The sequence below is a fragment of the Bdellovibrionales bacterium genome, from assembly GCA_018266295.1.
Lineage (GTDB): Bacteria > Bdellovibrionota > Bdellovibrionia > Bdellovibrionales > Bdellovibrionaceae > JACMRP01.
This window is the reverse complement of sequence record JAFEAQ010000011.1, coordinates 552,736-573,786: the sequence shown is the minus strand read 5'-3', so window position 1 is coordinate 573,786 and position 21,051 is coordinate 552,736. Positions and strand designations below refer to the sequence as shown.

22 protein-coding genes and 1 tRNA gene are annotated in these 21,051 nt (G+C 48.2%); 13 read left to right on the top strand and 10 right to left on the bottom strand.

Translation table 11 applies throughout. The features are described from left to right. Nucleotides 1-116: 116 nt before the first annotated feature. From JSU04_11490 to JSU04_11475, 4 genes are all read left to right on the top strand, one after another. Entirely contained in the window at nt 117-1,154 is a 1,038-nt protein-coding gene (locus JSU04_11490; GenBank protein ID MBS1970924.1) for an aminoglycoside phosphotransferase family protein, read from the top strand. A gap of 123 nt (nt 1,155-1,277) precedes the next feature. After that, nucleotides 1,278-1,667 carry a BlaI/MecI/CopY family transcriptional regulator gene (locus tag JSU04_11485; GenBank protein MBS1970923.1) on the top strand — a complete coding sequence of 130 codons (390 nt, stop codon included), beginning with the start codon at nt 1,278-1,280 and terminating at the stop codon, nt 1,665-1,667. Next, nucleotides 1,667-2,674 carry a M56 family metallopeptidase gene (locus JSU04_11480; protein MBS1970922.1) on the top strand — a complete coding sequence of 336 codons (1,008 nt, stop codon included), beginning with the start codon at nt 1,667-1,669 and terminating at the stop codon, nt 2,672-2,674. Before JSU04_11485 ends, JSU04_11480 begins: the two co-directional genes overlap by 1 nt. Before the next feature lie 10 nt (nt 2,675-2,684). After that, nucleotides 2,685-3,446 (top strand): thioredoxin domain-containing protein, encoded by a 762-nt coding sequence (locus tag JSU04_11475; protein MBS1970921.1) that lies wholly within the window; start codon nt 2,685-2,687, stop codon nt 3,444-3,446. Between the two features lie 134 nt (nt 3,447-3,580). Here the strand turns inward: JSU04_11475 and JSU04_11470 are convergent, their stop codons facing one another. Continuing rightward, the gene (locus JSU04_11470) at nt 3,581-4,015 is read right to left on the bottom strand and encodes a hypothetical protein (GenBank protein MBS1970920.1); all 435 of its coding nucleotides are present in this window, start codon (nt 4,013-4,015) and stop codon (nt 3,581-3,583) included. A 414-nt stretch (nt 4,016-4,429) separates the two neighbouring features. On the opposite strand from JSU04_11470, the gene JSU04_11465 reads away from it, so the two are divergent. From JSU04_11465 to JSU04_11450, 4 genes are read left to right on the top strand one after another with little or no spacing between them, the layout of a single operon-like run. Further along, complete coding sequence (locus JSU04_11465) at nt 4,430-4,801, top strand: hypothetical protein (protein ID MBS1970919.1); 372 nt, start codon at nt 4,430-4,432, stop codon at nt 4,799-4,801. 57 nt (nt 4,802-4,858) lie between these two features. Further along, entirely contained in the window at nt 4,859-5,974 is a 1,116-nt protein-coding gene (locus tag JSU04_11460) for a hypothetical protein (protein MBS1970918.1), read from the top strand. A 12-nt stretch (nt 5,975-5,986) separates the two neighbouring features. Further along, nucleotides 5,987-6,886, top strand: a complete 900-nt coding sequence (locus tag JSU04_11455) for a zinc ABC transporter substrate-binding protein (GenBank protein MBS1970917.1) — start codon at nt 5,987-5,989, stop codon at nt 6,884-6,886. After that, the gene (locus tag JSU04_11450) at nt 6,887-7,705 is read left to right on the top strand and encodes a metal ABC transporter permease (protein MBS1970916.1); all 819 of its coding nucleotides are present in this window, start codon (nt 6,887-6,889) and stop codon (nt 7,703-7,705) included. On the opposite strand, the gene JSU04_11445 is transcribed toward JSU04_11450, so the two are convergent. From JSU04_11445 to JSU04_11435, 3 genes are all read right to left on the bottom strand, one after another. Next, on the bottom strand, nt 7,689-8,627 hold the full coding sequence (locus JSU04_11445) for a hypothetical protein (GenBank protein ID MBS1970915.1): 939 nt from the start codon (nt 8,625-8,627) through the stop codon (nt 7,689-7,691). The genes JSU04_11450 and JSU04_11445 overlap by 17 nt on opposite strands. Before the next feature lie 84 nt (nt 8,628-8,711). Further along, on the bottom strand, nt 8,712-9,371 hold the full coding sequence (locus JSU04_11440; protein ID MBS1970914.1) for a hypothetical protein: 660 nt from the start codon (nt 9,369-9,371) through the stop codon (nt 8,712-8,714). 3 nt (nt 9,372-9,374) lie between these two features. After that, nucleotides 9,375-10,157, bottom strand: coding sequence for a TIGR02147 family protein (locus JSU04_11435; GenBank protein MBS1970913.1), 783 nt, complete (start codon nt 10,155-10,157; stop codon nt 9,375-9,377). 211 nt (nt 10,158-10,368) lie between these two features. Here JSU04_11435 and JSU04_11430 point away from each other — a divergent pair, with 211 nt between their 5' ends. The 3 genes from JSU04_11430 (at nt 10,369) to JSU04_11420 (ending at nt 14,002) form a co-directional block, all read left to right on the top strand. After that, nucleotides 10,369-10,893 (top strand): hypothetical protein, encoded by a 525-nt coding sequence (locus JSU04_11430; GenBank protein MBS1970912.1) that lies wholly within the window; start codon nt 10,369-10,371, stop codon nt 10,891-10,893. A 259-nt stretch (nt 10,894-11,152) separates the two neighbouring features. Then, nucleotides 11,153-12,628 (top strand): hypothetical protein, encoded by a 1,476-nt coding sequence (locus JSU04_11425; protein ID MBS1970911.1) that lies wholly within the window; start codon nt 11,153-11,155, stop codon nt 12,626-12,628. Nucleotides 12,629-12,931: 303 nt separating this feature from the next. Then, nucleotides 12,932-14,002: an alkene reductase gene (locus tag JSU04_11420; GenBank protein MBS1970910.1), complete on the top strand. Its 1,071-nt coding sequence runs from the start codon at nt 12,932-12,934 to the stop codon at nt 14,000-14,002. Nucleotides 14,003-14,129: 127 nt separating this feature from the next. On the opposite strand, the gene JSU04_11415 is transcribed toward JSU04_11420, so the two are convergent. Beyond that, nucleotides 14,130-14,900 carry a hypothetical protein gene (locus JSU04_11415; protein MBS1970909.1) on the bottom strand — a complete coding sequence of 257 codons (771 nt, stop codon included), beginning with the start codon at nt 14,898-14,900 and terminating at the stop codon, nt 14,130-14,132. A gap of 118 nt (nt 14,901-15,018) precedes the next feature. Between JSU04_11415 and JSU04_11410 the strand changes: the two genes are divergently transcribed. After that, nucleotides 15,019-15,621, top strand: a complete 603-nt coding sequence (locus JSU04_11410) for a hypothetical protein (GenBank protein ID MBS1970908.1) — start codon at nt 15,019-15,021, stop codon at nt 15,619-15,621. Between the two features lie 979 nt (nt 15,622-16,600). Here JSU04_11410 and JSU04_11405 read toward each other — a convergent pair. The 5 genes from JSU04_11405 to JSU04_11385 form a co-directional block, all read right to left on the bottom strand. Beyond that, nucleotides 16,601-16,676: transfer RNA gene (locus tag JSU04_11405), tRNA-Gln, on the bottom strand. Between the two features lie 120 nt (nt 16,677-16,796). Then, on the bottom strand, nt 16,797-17,120 hold the full coding sequence (spoVG, locus tag JSU04_11400; GenBank protein ID MBS1970907.1) for a septation regulator SpoVG: 324 nt from the start codon (nt 17,118-17,120) through the stop codon (nt 16,797-16,799). A gap of 245 nt (nt 17,121-17,365) precedes the next feature. Next, entirely contained in the window at nt 17,366-18,811 is a 1,446-nt protein-coding gene (locus tag JSU04_11395; GenBank protein ID MBS1970906.1) for a trypsin-like peptidase domain-containing protein, read from the bottom strand. A gap of 25 nt (nt 18,812-18,836) precedes the next feature. Continuing rightward, nucleotides 18,837-19,085: a DUF1844 domain-containing protein gene (locus JSU04_11390; protein MBS1970905.1), complete on the bottom strand. Its 249-nt coding sequence runs from the start codon at nt 19,083-19,085 to the stop codon at nt 18,837-18,839. Between the two features lie 12 nt (nt 19,086-19,097). Further along, nucleotides 19,098-19,931 carry a M48 family metalloprotease gene (locus JSU04_11385; protein ID MBS1970904.1) on the bottom strand — a complete coding sequence of 278 codons (834 nt, stop codon included), beginning with the start codon at nt 19,929-19,931 and terminating at the stop codon, nt 19,098-19,100. A gap of 127 nt (nt 19,932-20,058) precedes the next feature. Here JSU04_11385 and JSU04_11380 point away from each other — a divergent pair, with 127 nt between their 5' ends. Next, nucleotides 20,059-21,051: a MoxR family ATPase gene (locus JSU04_11380; protein ID MBS1970903.1), complete on the top strand. Its 993-nt coding sequence runs from the start codon at nt 20,059-20,061 to the stop codon at nt 21,049-21,051.

Here is a 21,051-nt window from a genome sequence, read left to right as displayed (position 1 = left end):
TTTTTATCTCTCATTCTCAAAAAGCCGGCTCTTTATTTTCTAGATCCTTTGAGACAGGGGCTTGAGAATCTTCCCGGGTTTAGCTATACTCAAGATCTAGGTGCCGCGGAGGTGCCTTGCCCGTCAAAGAGAAGCTCACTCCGTATCTTTCGATAGATTCAACTCTTTTGGTTGCCGATAGCGGGATGGCAACAAAACCAAAGGAGATCCTCGTGAACTCTTCATTTGATCCATTGAAAATCTGCCCCACAGACATCTGTGGCAAGGTGGAAAACGTAACCCCGTTGACATTAGGCATGTCGGGCGCCGCTGTCTTTGCGGTAAAAGCCGAAAAAGGAAAGTTCGTCGTGCGCTTTCACGCGCATTCGCCCGCCGATTGGACGACGTCGCTCGCGAATTATCGTTTAGCCTCGGGTTGCGGAGTCGCGCCTCGGCTTCTTCACGTCGACGAGCAAGAAAAAGCCATTTTGACCGTACAAATCGAAGGCCCACATTTCGGTTCGGCCTTGATGGATCCGGCAAAGCGGCCGCTGGTTTTTAAAAGCCTCGTGCAGAATCTTCGGACTTTGCAAATGCAGCCCTATGCTCTGCCGGCAGCCGAAGACTCAGTCCTTGCGGGCCGGCAGGTGTGGCTTTCGCAATATCAACGGCCTGGCTTTCCGGTGGGGGCGTCGGACTTTGTGAAGTACATCCATAAAGCGGGCGAAGCCATGACCGCGGATCGCCGTCGAGTATTCAGTCACGGAGATTTAAACCCTGCCAATGTCCTCTGGGACGAGGTGCGTTTATGGTTTGTCGACTGGGAAGTTTCAAAGCTCGATCATCCCTATATGGATTTGGCAACGCTGAGTAACTTCTTAAGCCTGCCGGACGTCGCGGTGATATCGATGGCGGCGGCTCTGGATGGAACAACGGCAGAAAATTTCAGCGCTGAAAAACAGCAGACTCTTCAGGCGCTGCGGAACTATTCGCGCGTCGTCTATGGAGCTTTGTTTTTGAGTTTGATCAAAGACCTGCAAACGGTGGATGTGAACTCCCCACTGACACTGTCGGAGTGCTTCGCGCAGTTTGCCGCAGGGAAATTGTCGCTGACATCCGATGGCGGAAGGGCTGCTATTGCTGCGGCCTTCTTCCGTCAGGTGACTGTGATCTAGGGAGCGTCATTCAATCAAATCAACCACTTAGCAATCCGGACTGTCTCAAGTCTGGATTGCTAATCCTCATTCTTGACTACAGCTGTAGTTTCTATAAACTACAAGTGTAGTCAAGGAGTGTGCGTGAAGAACCTTCCTAGTTTAGGCGAGCAAGAAACCCAGATCCTTCGGTACATCTCTCAACAAGGAGAGGTTTCGGTTCGCGATGTGGCTGAGTATTTTGAAAAGCAAAAGGGTCTGGCCCGCACGACGATTTTGACGGTGATGGAGCGCCTTCGTAAAAAAGGTTATCTCGCCCGCAATAAAGTTGACGGCATCTTTATATATTCAGAAAAAATCGAAGCCGAAACTGTGATGAAGGGCAAAGTCGCTGAATTTGTTGAGCGCACGCTGGGCGGATCACTGACTCCGTTGCTGAATCACTTCGCGGGTGCCAAAGGTTTGTCGGCGGAAGAAATCGAAAAGCTCCGCGATATTGTAAAAGAATTTGATAAGAAGAAGGGAGCTCGCTAATGCCTTCTCTTGCAACTTTCTCAGACTTCCTCTGGAAACTTTTAATCATCACCTCTGTTTCTTCAGTCATCATCTTTGGCGTGTTCTTGTTGCTGCAACCTTTTTTAAGAAGAATCTCCGGCGGGCTTTACAATAAAGTGGCCCGTATCTCTCTGGTCACGGTCTTAGGAACGATGATTCTAGGAACGGTCCTTCTTTTAAGTGTGGATCAGGATATTCAAGACAGCTGTTTCGGAAGTTTTGCTTCTGCGCAGGGATCTTTTGGTGTCACAAGAATCGTGGCTCTTGTTTGGTTGGTCGGAGTTGTCGCTTTCAGCGCCGTGGATTTTATTCGTATAGCGCGATTTCAGCGATTTTTGAAAAAATCCACCCTCAGTCAAGAAAGCGAATACTTGCGAGTCGATGACTCTCTCGCTCCGGCAAGTTTTGGTTTCTTAAGCCCGCGCATCCTATTGCCAGTGCAAGTGGCTGACAGCGAAGTTCTGAAACACTTTGTTCTGAGCCATGAAAAAACTCACGTGCGCAATCGCGATGGTCTGTGGACGGGGATCGCGCTTTTGGTGTCTCGCCTTTGCTGGTTTAATCCCATCGTGATTTTCTTTGAGCACGGTCGACGCCTTGCCATGGAAATGGCGACGGACGAAGAAGTCATTCAGCGACACTCGTTCCATCCGGCGGAATACGCGACAGCGATGTTGCGAGTTCTTGAGATGAGTGGCCCACAGCAAGCTCCACATCTTGCTGTGGGCGCGGCTCTTGGATTTAATGAAATGAAATTCCGCTTAGAAAATCTCAAAGCCTTAAACAACGAAAAGCCAAAAGCTCTGCGCGTTACTGTGCTAGCAGTGATGTGCATCGGCTGGTTTATCGGGATCAGTGAGGCCTTTGCTTCAATGAATCTTAGTTCTGAAAAGTCGCCTGAGGCCAATATGTGCTATCAGGTTCAGCATGAAAAGATCATTGAACGCATGCTAAATATGGAAACACGCACAAACAAGTGTGAATAGGAGTTAACAGATGAAGAAGTTTTTAATTGCGGGTCTCGCCCTTGCCTTAGGTGCATGCTCTACGACGGATCAGCAGGTAGCTGAGGCCCTCAAGAAAAATCCAAAGCTTGTCTTTGATGCGATCGAGCAGAACCCCGAGCAATTTATCGAAGTGGTGAATAAAGCGGCTCGCAAAGCTCAAGAGGGCGCGCAAGAAAAGCAAATGGCCGATATGAAACGCCGCCAAGATGATCAGTTGAAAAATCCACTCAAGCCTGCGCTGTCAGAAGATCGCCTGCTCTTCGGGAATGCGAAGGGGGACATCACGATCGTGGAGTATGCGGATTTCGAATGCCCGTACTGTGAAGTTGCTTACAAGAACCTAAAACCGATCAAAGAAAAATACAAAGACCGCATTAAGTTTTATTATAAGCACGTTCCACTGAGCTTCCATAAGATGGCGATGCCTGCGGCGATCCGCTACGAAGCGGTCTACAAGCAGGATAAAGAAAAAGCTCGCAAGTACTATACTTATCTCTTTGAAAACCAAAGACAGATGCAGGATGAGAAGTTCCTAAACGACGCTGCGAAAAAGCTCGGTGTCGATATGAAGAAAATGGAAGCTGACATGAAATCAGCGGCCACTGAAAAACAAATCAGCGACGACACGGCGGAGTTTGAAAAGTTCGGTTTCTCGGGCACTCCGGCGATTGTCATCAACGGTGTCGCTCTGGAAGGTGCCCAGCCAACGGCTGAACTTGAAAAAGTCATTCAGTTAACAACGACGAAGTAGGCTCCTTAGGGAGCCTTCATTGGGTCAAAGTATATACTGAGAACATAAGACAAGGACCTTTCTGAGGAATTGCTTCTCATTCGGCCGGCGGCAGCCAGAAAGGCCCACGAAGCCACAATTACATCAACATGGGCTCACAACGGTTCCATCAACATGAAATTCCAGCGGAGAGTATCGCCGGGTGGGCAATCCGAATTGGAAGGTAATTGAAAAGAGAGCTCCTGAGCATTGAGTTGGAAGTCCCAGCATGTGGGGCGGCCCGGCTGTGTAAAAGGGGGCTGTTTTGGAAAGATGAGTTCGGTGGTACTAAAACACATCTGCTTATCAGTATTGGTATAGGTCCCGCGTGCAACGATCCAGCCATCAGCGCGCAACATGATTTGTTCAAACTTCGTATCATCGTAGAGATGAAAATCCACTCGCACCGTCGAAGGCATTCCTGGATTTGGGACGGCCCCTGAAGCGCAGGTCAAGTCCTTCAGTGTCCAGTGACCAAAGGGTTTGACCATTGCAAATGACAAAGGCGATGTCAAAGTCACAAACGCAAAAAGAAACACGATGAATTTCATGGCGTACTCCTAAATTGTTTTCACTTATTGCAGCGAGAGTCAGTCCGAGAGTCATGCGAAGTTTTCATGACGTTGCTGACTCGCAATGAAGGTTTGATTGCAAAGATCCATCCGATCAAATCGTCTATTATACGACCAGGTTGTCTTATAGACGATTCGCTCGGAAGGACGCTTTTAGTGAGATGGTCTCTTACCATCATGTTCATGTAGTGCACAGGCTGTGCATGACATGAACAATATGCCGAAGGGTCCTAAAGTGACAAGGACCTGACGGCCCGGACGGGCCGGTAATCGCGCCATCATCAACAGCAGGAACCGGTTTACAAGAATCGCGCGAATTTATTTATCGTTTGATTTCTGCTGAATCGCTGTCGCGGCCTTGACTCGGTTATTTAAAAGGAATAATCATTAACCATGCGCAAAACTCGGCAGCTGGTTACTTACGCACTTCTTTTTGTCTTGAGCACTCTGTTGCTAAAGGCATTGCTGCCATCGACAGGTCTGAATGATTGTAATGAGTTCGCGCATATTCACAGATTCACTCTCAGTAAGCTCTCGACAAACACCTCTTCGGTCCCAGTGATCAGTACCAGTGGTGAAAGCCATGATGACGATGATAACTGCCACGCAGCGCAGTCTCTTTTTAGTGCGTCGCTCTTACCTGTTCAAGTTTTCGTTTGGGAAAACCCAATTCCTAAAGTTAATTTCAAATACGTTTTAAAACTCGAAAGCCGATTTAAGTCTCCAGATCTGGAGACTCCACGTCGGCCTCCACGCGACGCTTAAGCTTTCCCCAAAAATTTAAATTACGTCTCTTTCATTATTTTTAAAGGAAACTTTTAAATGCGTATTCTATTTGCGTTATTGTGTCTTTCTATTGCCCACTCTGCATTTGCTGCAGACTCAAGTTTGAAAACTCCAAACATCAGTGCCAACACTTTATTTCTTTATCAAAACTCGAATTTTCATAAAGACGATGTGGATCCTGCGAATCCCGACCAGAATCGAAACGGTTTTGATATCCAAGAAGCCGAGCTGCAGTTTTACTCGGACGTCGATCCTTATACGCGTCTTAACATGTTGCTTTCGGTCCATCCTGAATATGAAAGCGACGGCACGAAAGTGGAAGAAAAATGGATTCTAGAGCCCGAAGAGCTTTTTGTCGAATCCACAAGCCTGCCAAGTGTTTTGCTAAAACTGGGTAAATTCAAAGCGGCGATGGGTAAGCACAATATGCTACACACTCATGCGTATCCGTTTATTCAAGCCCCTCTTGCGAATCAAGCGCTCTTGGGTGACGAAGGCCTGAATGATGTGGGTCTTTCTGGCGCCATTATGCTGCCGGCTCCGTGGTTCAGTGAACTGACATTGCAAGCGCTGCGTGGTGAAGGCGAAAATGCAGAGTTCAATTCTCCTTCGCCAAGTGACGGGGTCGGGCTCGCGCACTGGAAAAATCTTTTCGATCTTTCAGATGCACTTACGATGGAATTAGGTTTGTCTTATGCGACAGGTGGTAATTCACTCAAAGGAACAACGGCTTTGTCGGGTGCTGATTTGACATTTAAGTGGCGTCCAAATGAAGGCGGCCGTTATCACTCGTTAATTTGGTCCACCGAGTACTTAGCAAGAAACGAAAGCCAAAGTGGCGTGAGTGACAATGAGAAGTCCTATGGCGTTTCAAGTTTCATTCAATATCAATTCGCAGAGCGATGGGCGGCCCTTTATCGCTACGACAATCTGAATGTTGAAAATACTTTTAATCCTGCGACGCTGCCAAACGGCCCTTCGGAGCGAAATTCCCTCGCGATCGCTTATATGCCGTCGGAGTTTTCTTCGTTCAAACTGGAATATGATCAGCGTCATGGGGGCGTCCCAAGCTCCAGCGGCGAAGACACTGAAAAAGCCATTTTCTTGCAAGCGAATTTCACAATCGGGTCTCATCCCGCTCATGCGTATTAAGGAAAATCATTTATGAAAAATACAATTTTCATTTTACTGTTAAGCTTATTTTCACCAATAGCTTTCGCGAAGATTCAAGTGGCGGCGACAACCACGGACATCGCGGCCCTTGTTAAAGAAGTTGGCCAGAATCAAGTCGATGTCTTTGCCATTGGGAAAGGCACACAAGATGCACACCAGATCGAAGCAAAGCCTTCGTTCATGGTGAAGCTCCGGTCGACAGATCTGGTGATTGCTCACGGACTTGAACTGGAGTCCGCATGGATCGATCCTTTGATCCAAGGAGCCCGCAATCCAAAGCTTGCGGCAAAGGGCGGAGTCCTCGAGCTCGCCGGAGAGTTGGACCCTATTGAGATTCCAAAAGGGAATATCTCCCGCGCGGAAGGGGATGTGCATCCCGGCGGAAATCCGCATTTTCAGTTGGACCCCCTTCGCCTTGGGAAGGCGGCGGTCATCATTGCCGGAAAACTGGCAGAGCTCGATCCTGGGCAAAAAGATTTTTTCAACAAAAACGCAGATCAGTTTCAAAAGCAGATGGAGGCAAAGACCAAAGAGTGGCAGGCTCGCATCGCAAAAACCGGAGTTAAAGAATTCGTAACGTATCATAAGAATTTTGCGTATTTCTGCGCGCGTTTTGGCTTGGAATGCCAGCTACAGCTTGAGCCCAAGCCGGGCATTCCGCCGACGGCGAGCCATTTGATGTCGGTGATTGATCAAATGAAGAAAAGAAAAATCAAGATCGTTCTCATCGAGAATCTCTATGACGATTCGGTCGGAGCTAAAATCAAAACGGACATTCCGAATGCACATGTTGAGCGCGTGCCGGTCTCTGTGGAAGGAGAGCCGGGCATTACCACGAATCAACAGTTGATCGAACGAATCGTTAAATCGATTGAAGAAGGATCAAAATAGATGGAAGCATTGCAATTCCTGGCGGCGCCACTGGTTCTGGGTTTTTTACTCATTGGCATTCATGCTTATCTTGGCCTGCATGTTCTTAAGCGTGAGGTGATTTTTGTCGACATCAGTCTTTCTCAGGTGGCCGCGCTAGGAGGCGCAATCAGTCTTTTCGTGGTTCATGGCGAAGACGGGGGCCTTGTGGGCCTCGGTTTCTCGTTGGGGCTTTGCTTGCTTGTGGCGTTTTCATTAGCCCTTCTAAAGCGCTATGAAAAATCAACTTCGCAAGAAGCTCTCATCGGGATGACGTACGCTCTGGCCAGCGGAGCTCTCATTCTAGTTGCCGACAAGCTCCCGCATGGTGCCGAGCATCTGAAAGAGGCTTTAATCGGAAATATTCTTTTTATCACCTGGCCTCAGGTTTTAGAAACGGCGGTGATCTATGCGATCATCGGCGCTTTGCACTGGCGTTTTAGAAAGCAATTCTGGCGGGCCTCTCAAGGCGAAGAGGGAGTGTTTTGGTGGGATTTTCTTTTCTATTTTCTCTTTGGAATTGTGATCACATTTTCAACTCGTCACGCAGGCGTGCTGGTGGTGTTCTCGATTCTTGTGGCGCCCGCGGCGTTGTCCTCAAGATTTTTCACAAGCCTGAGTTCGCGACTGCTCTTTGCCTGGGCCGTGGGTTCTTTAGGAATCTCTTTGGCCTTTATCCTGAGTTATTTCCTCGATCTGCCTTCGGGCGCGACGGTGGTGTGCACATTGACGAGTTTGTTTTTCTTGGCACTGCTTAAGCGAAGCGGACGTGTTGCGAATACAATCAGTAGCAGAAAATAATTATTCCGGAGGCGCCACTGCCACCGCTGTTGGAGACAGGGGCATCGACGGAGCCGGCACCGCCGCCTCCGCCGCCGTAGTTTCCGCCGCTGCCGCCATTATAGCTATTCCAACCGCCGCCACCGCCGCCGCCACTTCCGTACAGTGAGCTGATATCGGTTCCAGCAGCCGGTGTTGAGGGAGTGGCACTCGTCGTAGAGCCAATTCCTCCGGGCCCCCCTTTCGTCGCTCCTCCGGCACCGCCGTTGGCTCCGTTGGCATTTGCAGTGACAGCGTTAGCTCCTGCCACGCCGTCGCCCTCGGGACCGCCGGCACCGCCACCGCCGCCGCCACCTCCGGATTTATTGGGGCCACGGGAATTTCCTAATCCACCGGCGCCGCCCTTGCTGACAAGGACGTTGCCGGAGGAAGAACTCGGAGTCGGCAACCCTGCAGAGCCCGCAGCGCCCTGTCCATTGATGAGAGTTCCGCCGCCTCCACCGCCACCGGCGGTGTAGGTGGTGCCGCCGATCGTGACGCTCGTGTTTCCGCCAGCGCCGCCGGGAGTGGGAGACATTGTCGAAGTCGCTGCGCCGGCACCACTGGCTCCGACGCTATAAGAAATGGAAGCATTGGCTGTTGTGGAAAAGTTCGTCACCTTCACAAACGCACCACCCCCACCTCCGGAGCCGCCATAGGCCCCGGTGCTTGTATCCGACAAAGAACCGCCGCCACCGCCACCGATGAGAATGACATAATTGTTTGTGTTATTAGCCGCAGACCAAGTCGCGGGAACGTTCCATGTTCCGCTGCCAGAGGTAAAGACAGTTTGTATTCGGCAAGGCGCTTTCCAAAAAGCAAACGGTATCAACTGAGCTGACGAAATTTCAGAATAGGATGCCAGCCCAAAGAGCAGCCAAATTTTTATGAATTGAACTTTCATGAAGGCAGTTTAAAAGTGGCGCGCGCGCTCCCTGAATCGCAAAAACCGGGGGAGCATTTTAAACTGTCCCAACAGATAGTGAGACTATCGAGTAAAACCCAAGTGCTTCATCAGATCTCTGTACTGTGAAGGTGTTCGCTTGCCGAGTTCGCCGGAAAAAATAAGTGCGTTCAAATAGCGAACTTTTTCAGAAGTCCGCACGGCCGGATTTATTTCAAGCAGATCCCGGTAAATCACTTCATGAAGCATGGTCGCGGCTCGGTCGAGAACCCCCATTTTTTGCCAAAGGTCGCTGTTGATCAAGTAACGTCGATCTTCGGGGCCCACGGGCTCATGCTGAATGACGAGTTGTTCAAGGCGGCAGCCTTTCGGCAGAATACTAAAGCCAATATCACCGACTGGACCCATCTCTGCTGAGGGGAGTGCACGGGCATTCTTTGGAAAATCTTCGATCCAGGTTTTATATTTCTTGTAGCGGTTTGGATCTAAATTTTTAATGCTGTTTAAATACAGCAAAGCCGTATCAATCAGCGAGATTCCGGCATAGGGGGAAGGCCGGGGATCCTGAACAGACAAGTTATAGCGAAGTTTGGCCTCGACGGTGTCATAGAGGAAAACATTCGTACCATCGACGCTCGGACAGGAAACTCCATACCCGCCATTGCCTTTTTCGTGTCCAGAAACTTGCGCCCAAGTGCTGACAGAAAAGAGTGTCATGAAAATGGCAATGAGTGTGCGAAACATAGATTAACCTCGAAGATTTTGTGAACGGGAATTTTTAGTCACAGGAAAGAGCTGAACATTCAAAAGGTACACCTCGGTTTTTTCGCCTTGTTCAAGAAAGCGGCTCATCTTACGGCGAAAATCTCGGATCATCTGTTTGGCTTGTGGAATCTGATTCACATCAATGGCCATGCAGATATTCGAGATCTCCCGCAGGGTGACGGGATCTTCGTACAACGAGGTTAGTGCTTGCTGAATATTCTGGCGATGAGATTCTTTTAAAGCCGCGGACGGAATATCGGTGGTTGTGACAACACGTTTATGCGTGAGGTAGTACTTTTTCTTCTTAAGCACGATCATTTTCATCCGCTCAAGTCGTGCGAGGACTTCTTCAGCTCGCGCCACAGAGATCCCTAGGCGATCCGCGGCCCAAGCGGTGGTAATACCGGCATCGCGAGTTTCAAGCAGGCTCAGAGTCGCGAAGTATTCCCAATCGACCATGGCATTGAGTTCATCTTGATTGAGGCTATAAAGGGGACGGCCGAGATTAGAAAAGTAATGAATTTGTTTTTCGAGAAGGAGTTCAAATTCCTCTTTCTCTGCGACGGAAAGATGAAGGGCTTCGACGATCCGTTGGGCTACTTGCGGCCCAAGACCGCGGCGGCCTTTGAGAATGTCAGAAAGTCTGCCGGAGGAAATTTTAAGATCGCGGGCGAAGGCTCTTAAGGAATATTTCGGATCCTGAAGTTTACGCTTATTCAGCTCGTTGAGTAAAAAAATTCCGACGTCCGTTTTTCCCATCGACATAAAAAGCTAGTAAGGAACAAATCACTTGTAAAGACGAATTGGATTTTGAATCAACGAGCGAGGCACATATCGTTCCCAGGATATTTGGATTGTGAGTGAAACGGGTTCAATCATGATATCACAGAGCTTACCCCTCTATTGACCTGTCGCTACTACTCATATAGTAATGACCAAAATTTTAAATATGAAACTCAAACGTCAGGAGATGTTTATGAAAAAAACATTGTTTGTTCTCTGCGCTTTAGCCATGCAATCAATTTCAGCTTATGCTGGTCAAGCGCCGTTAGAGATTAAAGAGTTTCTATTAAACTCTGTGCCTGCAAAGTGTGCTTATGTTTTTCTAGCGAAATGCGATAGCGGATTCTGTTATGGCGAGCCTGAAGCCTTCTTCTTTGGAATCAAGGGCAAGGTACCTCAAAACCCTCAAGGCCATAGCTTTGAAAATTACTCTTCAGATAACGAAATTTTTAAAACCCAATTTTCAATTTCGGAAAATAATAATTTAGAAACACTGAGAATGAGTCTTTATCGTGAGGCATGGGCCCCAGCACTTCCAGATAACGATGGCCGCAATCTTGGAGTTACTAAATTTGAGTATACAATTGCTAAAAGGGTCAGTGACGGAAAAATTATTTTTGCCGAAGAAACTGAATTCGTCAAAAAACGCAATATTTTTGGATCGCTAGCTAAGACTTGGAAAGTAAATACCGCTCCACAAACTTGCAAAGATAATTAACTCTTCGATCTCAGATGAGCGAGTTTTAATAATTTACTTCCTACATAATAGACTGCTTTGAAGTCTGGAACGTTTGGAACATTTTATTTTTTTCGGGTGTCGGACTTTTTTGCAGCTCCTTTCCTCAGTCTCGACGTGAGACGGGCGAGGAAAGAAAAAAAATCCTCCTCTCGATTGTGCGCTGCTTTGATCGTCCGTGTGCAAAAGTATCCTTTTACAAAATCGTGCTCCCACTTAGACTATTATTACGGGGGAACACATGAAACAGCGTGGAATGTTATGGTTATTTGCGGTGCCAGCGGCAGTGGCCTTAGTTTTTACTTTTCAAAACTGTTCAAAAGTAAATTTCACTCTCGATAACTCCGCCGTCGACGGGATCAACGCCAACGGCAATGGCGATAGCGGCCGCTCTTCAGGTGAAGACGCCGCTGTGGCGATCAAAACCCTGAAACCCGTTTTTGCCGTCCGAGCGATGAACTGCGTGGCTTGTCACGGCTCTTTCGGTGCAAGCATTGTCACGGACTTCGGCTATGGCGGTCCGAACTTCTCAGTGAACGGCAATCCTTTCTTACCAAGTACAAAAGGCTCTGAGCGCACGGCTTACAATAACGTCGATGCTGGTGGCGGTATCGGCGGCTGGCAATCGATGACGGTGGCCGGAGGTTCTATCCACGTGCCCAAGGTGAGTTTCTCGGCTCAAGACTCAGCAAATCTGTTTGGCCTCAATGCGGCGACGACGCTCGCCCAGGTTCTTCAGTGGAACGGGGGGCTTTATGCCAACGGCCGCTCGATGGTGGACGGGGTCACGCCGGCTGCGGGTCCGTCGCGGGTGGTGGAGATGTCAAAAATCGTGATCGGTTATCCTTCCGAGGCCGAGATTTTATCTTTAGCCCCAGCGATACAAGCCCAAGCGGTGGGTGTGACGACGATTCAACTAGCGGGTAAGCCTGCCACACAGATGTCGGGCTTTGTTGCCGATAGCAGCGGCAAATTTATTCGTAACTCGGGTAATGTCACTTGTTATGGTGATGTGGTCGTCAAAGGTCCGCTCTTTTTAAAAAACCTCAATCTCATCACCGACAGCAACGGCTGTCGTCTGTATGTTTCTCAATCGGTCTTTATCCAGGGTCCGATTACGTACATCAACGGCGGTGCGAGCAACTTACAAATCACAAGTCCGCGCGCGATCACGATGGGCATAAGTGCCGAGCGCATGGGCGCAGCGACTTCGGGTGGCAGTGTGCGCGTGACGGACACGCCATTGACGACAGCGGGCGGTCCATGGCCACGTTTTATGAGTGACTTAGACACGGCCTACGACCCCAGCGGTGGAGCGATTAACGGAGTTGCGATGTCGAAGTACTTTGACAATATCGTGAGCGACGCAAAATCCATCGGCAGTGAATTGCTGGACGTGGGGGACAAGGCTTACACCGACAACCCCGTTGCGGGGCGCGAGAGTGTGATCTATGAGGATCCTTCGAGTGAAAACGCGGGTGTGGGTGGCAATCGCATTGCAGTGAACTACGAGGGGCTGTTGCTAAATGCTCCGCATATTCATAGCCGTTACTTCGGTGACTTTAAGGGTGTGATCATTGCCGAGGTCGCGATGCTCGCAAGGAATCCATCGTCAAAAGTCTTCGAACAATTCCTCTACGACGCCAGATTCGATTCGATCCCGGTGGGCTCGATCTTGCCGGCGCTGTCGACTCCGATCTTTGATATTAAGCAGTAGGTGAGCGGTATTTTCGGAGCCAGGACAAGAAAGTCCGGGCTCTTTTTTTTAATGAGTCACGCCGACTTTGCCAACGGCCCCGCGAAGCCCCACACATCCGACGCAGCCAACGCAGTCGACACTGCCCGCGACGGCGAGGCTGTTGGGATGGCTTATCTATGCAGTTTTCGGAATATAAACGAAATATTTATTTCGCTTTCGAGCGGGCCTCTTAAAAACCATCTTGCCATTGTTTTATAATGTGCTTATAATTGTTACTTATTTGATGGAAGTTTTCTATTCTCAAGGGGTAAGAAAGACATTATGGAAAGTATTCTTTTTCAACCGACACAAATTGGCCGTATGAAATTAGCAAATCACATCGTGATGGCACCGATGACCCGATCGCGGGCTATTGGTAATGTGCCGAATGATATTATGGTAAAGTACTATAGCGACCGTTCTAGTGCGGGACTTATTATCACCGAGGGCACCTCTCCTTCGGCAAATGGCTTGGGTTATGCCCGCATTCCGGGGCTCTTTAATCAAGAGCAAGTGGCGGGATGGAAAAAGATCACTGACGCTGTTCATGCCAAGGGATCTCATATTTTTATTCAGCTGATGCATACGGGGCGAGTTGCTCATCCGGCAAATATGCCTCAAGGCACTAAAATTTTGGCACCTTCGGCCATCGCTCTTTCTGGAAAAATGTGGACTGATAGTGAAGGTCAACAAGATCACCCAGTTCCGCATGAAATGAGTGATGCTGAAATCAAGGCAACGATTCGGGAATACATTCACTCAGCGGAGCTTGCGATCCAAGCGGGCTTTGACGGTGTCGAGCTTCACGCTGCCAATGGATATTTGATTGAACAATTCTTAAATCCGAATGTGAATAAGCGCACGGACCAATATGGTGGCTCAGCGGAAAACCGCATGCGTTTTGCTTTGGAAATCGCCAAGGGCACCATCGAGAAAATTGGCGCCGACCGCTTGGGTATTCGTGTCTCTCCGTATGGTGTTTTCAACGACACCGGCGCCTTTGAGGGGATTGAGAAATTCTATATTGATTTCAGCCAGAAACTTTCGGCCCTCGGTCTTCTTTATATCCATGTCGTCGATCACAGCGCGATGGGGGCCCCGGCGGTCAGTCCCGAGATCAAGCGCGCGATCCGTGAGAACTTCAAAGGTAAATACATTTTATCCGGCGGCTACGACGCCAAAAGAGCGGAGCAAGATCTGCTAGAGAAAAAAGGCGACCTCGTAGCCTTTGGCCGTCCATTTATTTCCAATCCTCATTTAGTAGCAAAACTGCGCGACGGAATACCATTAACGCCGCCGGACCTCACAACCTCGTACACTCCGGGGGAGAAGGGGTATAACGATTATACGTAGCTGCGGAGAGGTTTCGAGAGCTGGGGATTATTTAGCCTCAGCTTTCGAATAGGATTCAGACCGGCCTCCGTAACTTCTATTGAAGATACCCGACAGAACTTAAGAAAAATGGTCGAGAACCAAAGTGCTAGTATCGAGAAACTCGAACGATAACAAAGTCCTTTTTATCACGGCGAACTTGAGCTCGGGCGCTGTCAGCGCTGTCTGCGTTGATCTGAAAGTGAATAGTGTAGGATTTCTGCCCAACATAGTGGCCCTCAACCCGCCACTGGGTAATTTCTGGTTCACTCGAGGATGAGTAGGCAGGGTTTGGTGAGGAGCTGTCGCTATTTCCATAACCAAAATCAATATTGACCTTATCATTTGCGAAATAGTTTGGATCGGTATCGCTGCTTGAGAAGTTCTGTTGGCGATTTGCCTTCTCAAGTCTTCTTGCTTCTCGCCCTATTTCTGAATCCATTGCATTCCAGACGCGAGAAAGACCGCCAAAGGCAACGCGTGTTCCTTTAACGAAAGCTTTGTACAAAAGATAAAGACCTAACAACGTGAAGATGCTGCCCCATAGACCGAGGCCACTTTTCTCTGATGCGGGAGATCGTTCTGGTTCAGGCAGTGAGGCTCTTTGCCAGTGAATATAAGCCATACAGGTGTTTTGCAATTCACCGCAGTTTTTTTCGATGGATTTAAAAAATAGCTTTTGCTGTTCGCTATATGGTTTTTCATCGGCAACATAAGGTTTTTTTGTGATCCGATTAAGATCCTCGAGCTTTTGTAAATCGCACTTGCCGATGTCGGAGTTTTCTCCACAGAAAGCGGCAATGTCGGCGGGCCCGGCCACTGAAATTTGGGGGGACAAGATTGAAAATAGAAGTACCGCAAGAAGTAATTTTACCGACATGTTTTCTCCTCGTAGGCTCTTCGGATTTTTAAACAAAAATTAAACTATAATCATAAAATTACCGATAAATTTGTATATAGCATGAGGAAGCATGTCTCGATTTAGTTCATTAAAGTCTATGATTGAAAAAGCGCCCATGTTTCAGGTGGAAAGCGTTTGGCTTAAGCTGACGGTCTCAACGATTTTGGCATCGATACTAAAGTCCGGGATCTCTTCGCCAAGTATGATTTCAGTGTGGTTTGTATTCATAGTTTTGTGTAACGCCGATAGATTCGCTGGCTTAGAGGCCGCCACTCACTGGTTCTCGAAATACGTGGCGGCCCTTTTGGGAGTTCTGGTTTTGCCGCAGGTGTTAGTGCATGTTCTTCGCCGTGAACTCATCATTGGGTTAGCAGTTCTTTCTTATTTTTATCCAAATATTTTAGCGATTGATTCCGTTGTCTTTCTTTCAAGCTATTGCTTGATAGCCTTGATAGAAGGCATTTGGCCAAAAATATTTTCCTATATTGTGATGGTATTGATGATTGTTGTTCCGGCCTTTACCATTTATACGTTCTTGCGATCCGATTACAGCATATGGGCTATTGTTGGTGCGACGCTTGGAAATTTTTTGTTTTTCATGCTCGGCCGGATCACGCTTTGGAACTATAAATTGCGATGGCAGCCAAAAGCGCCGGATAAAGATGCCGTTCTCCCGGAAGAACGCCGGCTGGTGGAGTAGAGTGGCTTCCTTTGACAGGCGAGCCTGAAAAAATTTTGGAAAAACTATATAAGACTCCGCTGTGGTTATAGTGATTGAGTGAATTTTGAGTCTCGAACCTTGGTCTAGTTCCTTGATGGTATCCTCAAGCTTGTTTAATAATTATCCGTTTATAAATAATGAATAATTTAAAACAAAAAGCCGCGAGTATTTTTCTAATTCTTTTCATCTCTTCATTTTTTAGCCTGAGAGCTTATGCACAGAACTACTCCCCAGAGAGTTGCCCTGTCGTTGGGAACACAAATTCATATATCTATCATGTTCCAGGCGGGCAGTTTTACCAACGCATGCTGATTAAGAATAAAGGCCGCGATAATCGTCGCTGCTTTAATACGGAGTCAGAAGCGGTGAAAAACGGCTATAGAAAATCTAAGAGATAGACCGACATGAAATTTGCATTCTTGATCTTATTCGTAATTTTGTCAGCGTGTGCGAAAGATGGGGGTAGCTCCTCAAGCTCTGAAGGAACGAGCTGCTTGGCCCAGCGTCACTCACATTCAGGATGCTGTTCATCTCACGGAGGGTTCGGCGGCTCCTGTGCTGCCGGTGAAGCACTGTATGGTTCCTCCTCTGGAAAATTGGTTTGTAACGACGGGACGTTTAGTCCTTCGTGTGTGTACTAAAATAGGAGTCTTATGCGCAAATCTATCTGGAAATATGTTGTAATTGCTATGGCGTTTGACTTCACTTACTTATGACAAGAAGACCAAATTGTACTGCTATAAGTTCAAACTTCCTTAAGTTTGCTTTGTAGTGATCAATCACTACAAAAATCACGATCACTACAGCCGCCCACTACAAACCCTTGCAAGAGCGAATAGGTTGGAGTTGGAACAAGTAAGTCGAGGAGTGGTTAACAGAAACCTTTTGCTATCTATGTTGTTGAAATTAAAGATCTATATCTGAAAAAACAAAAACCCGCTTGCGGCGGGTTTAAAAATGGATGGGGCGGCTGGACTCGAACCAGCGAATGGCAGAATCAAAATCTGCTAACTTACCAACTTGTCGACGCCCCAACAGTGGACTGATTACGAAGCTCGTAAATTAAAAAAAAGCGGTCTCAAGAGCAAGTAGTTTCTTGAAACCGCTTAAATATCAAGCATCATTATGCATTGCGAAATCAGCCTCAGGGGCCTCTAGAGCTCATCGTCGTAGGTATTTACCGGGGCTTTTTGGCGTTTGAGGTTTACCAGAGTGGCGCCCATCGACTTGAGTTCCTTTTCGTAGGCTTCGAAGACCATGTCTTCGATCATCGTCCGTGTTTCCTGATTGAGGGGGTGAGCTATATCGCGGAATTGGCCATCTTTTCGCTTTTTACTGGGCATCGCTACAAAAAGCCCACTGGGCCCTTGTATGATTTTTAGATCTCGGACGACAAAGCTGCTCTCGATGGTGATTGATACATAGGCCTTCAACCGATCTTCGTTTACGGGAAAGACCTTAACTTCGGTGATCTTCATGTGTCCATCCTTTGCTGTTACGTGCTTAATTAGGGGACTTCTGTTGTTATGTTCTTTTGTTTCTTCCATATAAACCAACGGCTCTTTCGGGTTAAAGCTTAAGACCTAAGTCTAAATTAACTGCGTCCCATCCCGGGTTTATGCGAAAGATGTCTCATTTTGGAATGCGTACAAAAAACATAAAAAAAGCCCACGTATCAACGTGAGCTTTTTAAGAAAACATTTTTTTATCTATAAATCAAATTCTATTTTGTGTCGATAGTCACAATCATTAAGCGATTCCCGCGTGCCAGACGCAATGTATTGGTTCCCTTCTTCAATGCCTTAGCGACATCCAGAGCTTTAGTAACCTCTTTTTTGTTTATGTCTAAGACTAGGTCTCCGACTCTAAGCCCCGCCATGGAGGCAACGCTGCTGCGTTCAACTTCGATGATCATCGGGTTTTGGACATCCGGTGGAATCATGTACTCGGTGCGAAGTTCCGACGTCAGATCTGCAACCGAAAAGCCCAAGCCGAAGGGAGCTTTTTGACCCTTGTAGTTTCCAGGTGCTGGAGCATTTTTCGCAGCATTGAAATCCGGGCGCTCAAGCACGGCAACGCGTGCGTTGACCGGCTTGCGTTCGCGAATCAGTTTCACGGGAACCGTGCTGCCGATTTTTGCATCGCCCACAGCATCCATCAAATCCATGGAGGACTTGATTTTGCGGCCGTTGAATTCAACGACGATGTCGTACGCACGAAGCCCCGCTTTTGCGGCAGGACCGTTTTTCTCTAAGCCCGTGATCACAGCTCCCTCAGCCTCTTCAAGGCCCAGGTACGATGGATCCACGCTCGGATCCAAATCGCCGAGTCTCACACCGATGAAGCCTTTTTCAATGCGGCCTGATTTTTCAAGCTGCGGAATGATGGCTTTCACTTCATCGATCGGAATCGCAAAGCCAATGCCTTGCGCGCGCGCATCGATCGCTGAGTTCACGCCGATCACATAACCTTTGGTGTTTACGAGCGGACCGCCGGAGTTCCCCGGGTTGATGCTCGCATCTGTTTGCAGCAGAGGGATCTTGTTGATTTCGCCGATCTCACGACCCTTGGAGGAAATAATCCCCTTCGTCATTGAGTGACCGTGGCCGTAAGGATTCCCGAAGGCTGCAACCCATTCGCCGACTTCGAGGTCTTTGCTTGAGCCCAAAGCTGCGACCGGGAGTTTGCCATCCGGATTGATTTTGATCAGCGCAATATCCGTGCGCTCGTCGTAACCGATGACTTTGGCATCATAGAGCTTGTCGGATTTTTCCGTGAGCTGAACTTGAATGCCGTCAGCGCCTTGGATCACGTGATTGTTTGTGACGATAAGACCGTCTTCACGGATGATAAAGCCTGTGCCCAAACCGTAGGGGCGTGGTTTGCCCGGTTGAACCGGCGCTTGCTGGCGTGGCTGGAGTGGCACGCCATAGAATTGCTCAAGCATGTCGAGCATAGGATCGCGTTGCATGCCGCCTCTCGGGACGCGGGGGATGGCAAGGGTAGAGATGTTCACAACCGCCGGATTGATGGCTTTGCCAAGCTCAACAAAGAGGTTGGCCGGCAATGGATCCGACAGCTTCATTGGCGGCGGAGTTCTTTGCGGAATTTGAGCGTATCCCAATCCCGCTGCGAGGACGACGATGAGAGCAAAAAATGCTTTTTTCATGGGTATCTTCTCCTAAAAACGTGCTTTATGACTGCACGAACTTAACTTGCAAATCGCTAATGATATTTTCAAGGAACTGCTGCTCTTCCTTGTTGAGGTTATTCTTGGTTTTTTCTTGCAACATCATGAGCAGGTCGATGTTGAAGCGAGCCATGTTTTTATCCTTGCTGGTTTTGCCGGTGTTGGGATCCGGCGCAAGGCCCATGGACATCACAGCGGATGAAGCGATGGACATAGCAAGAATTGAAAACGATGCTTCCATTTTGTCAGGCATGAACAACCTCTTTTAGATCGGATAATATCCCATCAGTTTTTGCAAACGCACTTCGATCGAAGGATGGGATTTGAATAATAATTTCTGACGATAACCTTCTGGGTTCACAATAAACAAATGACTCGAGCACGGCGGCGGACGCAGAGGCTGGGTTTGTGCCAAGCCCTCAAGGCGCCACAAGACTTCAGCCAGGCGGAAGCGGTCGTGAATAAGCTCTGCCGCTTGCAAGTCATTTTGGTAAAAACGTTTGTGACCGTTGGCGAGCTTAATCAGCCCCCAGCCGATCGGAGTGAAAAGTCTCAAGAAGGGTTTTTGTTTCTGGCCCTTGAGTAAGAAATAATTCGGCGGCCAGAAGTGATCGAGCAAAAGACCCAGGCCCACGAGCGCGTTCGCCAGAGTGCTGGTTACGCCCACCATGAAAGAATCAAGCTTATTCAATGAGCAAAGTTGGTAAGCAAGGACCGCTTCGAGGTCCTCTTTGTGGAAGCTCTTCAATAATCCTGTTGTGATCGCCAGCGATCCTCGGCGCCACAGGTGATTTACGCAGAACGCGGTTTCAGTTTCAGAAGGGACCAGGTACAGATCCGGAGCTTCAATACCCAAGTGGGCCGAGTATTTTTCTAAAATCTCTTCAAGGCCCCAGGCGTCTTGGCCTTTGATTTGTTTAGCGTGGAGTGAATTCAATATTTGCGACTCTCCGTAGAAGAACACGAAGAAGTTCAGGCCCACCGCACAGAGAAACCCAATGAAGAGTCCTAAGCGTTCGCCGATTTCATAGCCGAGAATCAGCAGTGTGAGGGAGCTTATAAGAATGAAAATCCAGACCTTGGTAGAGTTCACTGTCATACTCTTATTTTGTCCCATGCACAGAAGTTGTTGGCAACTGTAAGTAGTGCGTAGCAGCAGTAAGACTTAGCTTGCGAATATCACAGCAAAATTGTGAAATAAACCTTGGTCTCATCGGAGGTATTTTGTGAGCGAAATCGATATTCTGGCGTTGAATGCTGCGATAAAACAAGAAAGCCAATTCGTTGATAAGATGATGCAAGAAATCAGCAAGGTCGTGGTGGGCCAGAAAGAGATGGTCGAGGGAATCATGATGGGTCTCCTCACCGGTGGACATATCCTTTTGGAAGGTGTGCCTGGACTGGCTAAGACTCTGACGATTGCGACGGTTTCAAAAACAATTTCTCTGGATTTCCAGCGCATTCAGTTCACGCCTGATTTGTTGCCGACAGATTTGATTGGTACGATGATCTTTAATCCGAAGACGGGTGAATTCAATCCGCGCAAGGGTCCTGTGTTCACAAATATCGTTCTGGCCGATGAGATCAATCGTGCGCCGGCAAAAGTGCAATCAGCCCTGCTTGAAGCCATGGCTGAAAAGCAAGTCACCATCGGCGAGCAGTCTTACAAGCTTGAAAATCCGTTCTTGGTTCTAGCGACGCAAAATCCGCTCGAGCAAGAGGGAACCTATCCATTGCCTGAAGCCCAAATGGACCGTTTCATGTTCAAGATCAACGTCGTTTACCCGACAAAGGGGGACGAGCTTGAAATCCTTAATCGCATGGGCACGAATGAAAAACCGGTCGTGAGCCCGGTGATTTCAAAAGAAGATCTTTTGCGGGTGTCTGAGCGCGCGGATCAAATCTATGTTGATAATAAAATTAAAAACTACATCGTTGAAATCGTGATGGCGTCTCGTCATCCGGGGGAATATGGCTTGAGCCGTATTGCCAACCTCGTGAACGTCGGCGGCTCGCCGCGTGCGACGATTGGACTTTTCCGTGCCGCCAAGGCCCACGCGTTTATTCGTGGACGTGGTTACGTCACGGCAGAAGACGTGAAGGCGATTGCTTACAACGTTCTTCGTCACCGTTTGATTCTGACTTACGAAGCCGAAGCTGAAAATATTAAAACGGACGATGTGATCAAAGAAATTTTGACACAAATTGAGGTGAATTAG

Bases quoted from the DNA above. Each gene is read 5' to 3' on its own strand.
- spoVG (MBS1970907.1), bottom strand. From the start codon at position 17,120: ATGAAGATCACCGAAGTTAAGGTCTTTCCCGTAAACGAAGATCGGTTG.
- JSU04_11465 (MBS1970919.1), top strand. From the start codon at position 4,430: ATGCGCAAAACTCGGCAGCTGGTTACTTACGCACTTCTTTTTGTCTTG.
- JSU04_11395 (MBS1970906.1), bottom strand. From the start codon at position 18,811: ATGAAAAAAGCATTTTTTGCTCTCATCGTCGTCCTCGCAGCGGGATTG.
- JSU04_11445 (MBS1970915.1), bottom strand. From the start codon at position 8,627: ATGAAAGTTCAATTCATAAAAATTTGGCTGCTCTTTGGGCTGGCATCC.
- JSU04_11390 (MBS1970905.1), bottom strand. From the start codon at position 19,085: ATGCCTGACAAAATGGAAGCATCGTTTTCAATTCTTGCTATGTCCATC.
- JSU04_11435 (MBS1970913.1), bottom strand. From the start codon at position 10,157: ATGTCGATGGGAAAAACGGACGTCGGAATTTTTTTACTCAACGAGCTG.
- JSU04_11460 (MBS1970918.1), top strand. From the start codon at position 4,859: ATGCGTATTCTATTTGCGTTATTGTGTCTTTCTATTGCCCACTCTGCA.
- JSU04_11425 (MBS1970911.1), top strand. From the start codon at position 11,153: ATGAAACAGCGTGGAATGTTATGGTTATTTGCGGTGCCAGCGGCAGTG.
- JSU04_11385 (MBS1970904.1), bottom strand. From the start codon at position 19,931: ATGACAGTGAACTCTACCAAGGTCTGGATTTTCATTCTTATAAGCTCC.
- JSU04_11420 (MBS1970910.1), top strand. From the start codon at position 12,932: ATGGAAAGTATTCTTTTTCAACCGACACAAATTGGCCGTATGAAATTA.
- JSU04_11440 (MBS1970914.1), bottom strand. From the start codon at position 9,371: ATGTTTCGCACACTCATTGCCATTTTCATGACACTCTTTTCTGTCAGC.
- JSU04_11470 (MBS1970920.1), bottom strand. From the start codon at position 4,015: ATGAAATTCATCGTGTTTCTTTTTGCGTTTGTGACTTTGACATCGCCT.
- JSU04_11455 (MBS1970917.1), top strand. From the start codon at position 5,987: ATGAAAAATACAATTTTCATTTTACTGTTAAGCTTATTTTCACCAATA.
- JSU04_11480 (MBS1970922.1), top strand. From the start codon at position 1,667: ATGCCTTCTCTTGCAACTTTCTCAGACTTCCTCTGGAAACTTTTAATC.
- JSU04_11450 (MBS1970916.1), top strand. From the start codon at position 6,887: ATGGAAGCATTGCAATTCCTGGCGGCGCCACTGGTTCTGGGTTTTTTA.
- JSU04_11410 (MBS1970908.1), top strand. From the start codon at position 15,019: ATGATTGAAAAAGCGCCCATGTTTCAGGTGGAAAGCGTTTGGCTTAAG.
- JSU04_11415 (MBS1970909.1), bottom strand. From the start codon at position 14,900: ATGTCGGTAAAATTACTTCTTGCGGTACTTCTATTTTCAATCTTGTCC.
- JSU04_11475 (MBS1970921.1), top strand. From the start codon at position 2,685: ATGAAGAAGTTTTTAATTGCGGGTCTCGCCCTTGCCTTAGGTGCATGC.
- JSU04_11430 (MBS1970912.1), top strand. From the start codon at position 10,369: ATGAAAAAAACATTGTTTGTTCTCTGCGCTTTAGCCATGCAATCAATT.